Annotated in this window: 1 protein-coding gene; it reads left to right on the top strand. The window is 47.3% G+C overall.

The window, feature by feature from the left end; translation table 11 throughout:
* On the top strand, nucleotides 1-1,457 hold a 1,457-nt coding region (locus tag A3739_RS09940), incomplete at both ends, for a VCBS domain-containing protein (RefSeq protein WP_197472252.1).

The raw sequence follows: 1,457 nt of genomic DNA, 5'->3' as shown, positions 1-1,457 counted from the left end.
GGTTAATGGTACCAATGACACTCCTAGCATTTCGGGCACTAGCACTGGCGGTGTTATTGAAGATGCATCAATCAATATCACATCTGGACAATTACAGGTTCAAGACGTCGATAAAAATGATGTTCATGCATGGACACTAAATGGCTCTGGGCAGGGTAGTTATGGTCAACTCAGCATTGACCCTAATACTGGCCGATGGACCTATACGCTTGATAATAATCTGACGGCAACACAGTCAATCGCCAAGGACGATGTGAAGACTGAGAGTTTTACAGTTGAAGTGAGCGATGGCCAAGGCGGAACGGCGACACAGCTCATAACGGTAAATGTAACGGGCACCAATGATGCGCCCGCCGTGATCGGAGGTGACTTAACAGCGACCTTTACCGAAGGACAATACCCGACCATACGTGGTAAGACGCCCATTGTTCAGGATGTAGATACTGGTGACACCTTGAGTTTTAGTTGGGAGAATCAACACAGTTCTAGTAATGGCACCGGCCTCGTGTTAGGAAAATGGGGCAATTACATTATTGACGAGACCACAGGAACTTGGGGCGCAAATTTCCATAATTCTTTGGTCAATACGCTTTCAGCAGGCGAAGTGGTCACCGAGACAGTCATGATGAAAGTGACTGATCAACATGGCGCTACAACCGATCAAGCTATTACCGTCACCATTATTGGTACTAATGATGTACCTCAGATCATTGGGCAGTTCTCAGGAATAGTGACGGAGGATTTAGTTAATTCTGCGAAGGGAAATCTGCAAGCGGTTGATCCCGATCGATTAGATACGCATTCCTGGGCGCTTCAAGGAAATGGGCAAGGAACATACGGGTCTATCAGCATCAATCCGCAAACTGGAACATGGCAATATCAGCTCGATAACGGCCGGCTTGCAACGCAAGCGCTTTCTGCAGGGCAAATCGCATCTGAAACATTTATCGTTCAGGTTGATGATGGGCATGGTGGCACTGCAACGCAACGCATTACTGTTGACGTAACGGGTACCAATGATCGTCCTAATATCGGTGGAACAAGTACAGGTTTTGTATCTGAAGACGGAAAACCTAGTGCAGGAGGCATGCTTCGTCATGGCGATGTGGATGCAGGTGATACACACACATGGAGTTTGGGTAGTGGTCAAACAAGTTTTCAGGGTCAATACGGCACCTTCACGATTGCGAGTAATGGCGTTTGGCGTTACCAACTTGATAATTCTCATCCTGATGTACAGAAACTAGCCGCTGGTGAGTCACTTACAGATTCAGTTATCGCCAATGTTGCAGATCAGTTAGGCGCGACAGACTCGCAATCGATAGGCATCACGATCAATGGTACGAACGATAACCCCGTTATTGCAGGTCAAATTACTGGTCAAACAAAAGAGGATACGACCAAGCACACATCAGGACAGTTGACGGTGACTGATGCTGACGCGTCTGATACTCACG

It is taken from the genome of Oleiphilus sp. HI0067 (assembly GCF_001635735.1).
Note: the sequence above shows the minus strand (reverse complement) of the source record. Positions and strands in the feature narration are given on the sequence as shown.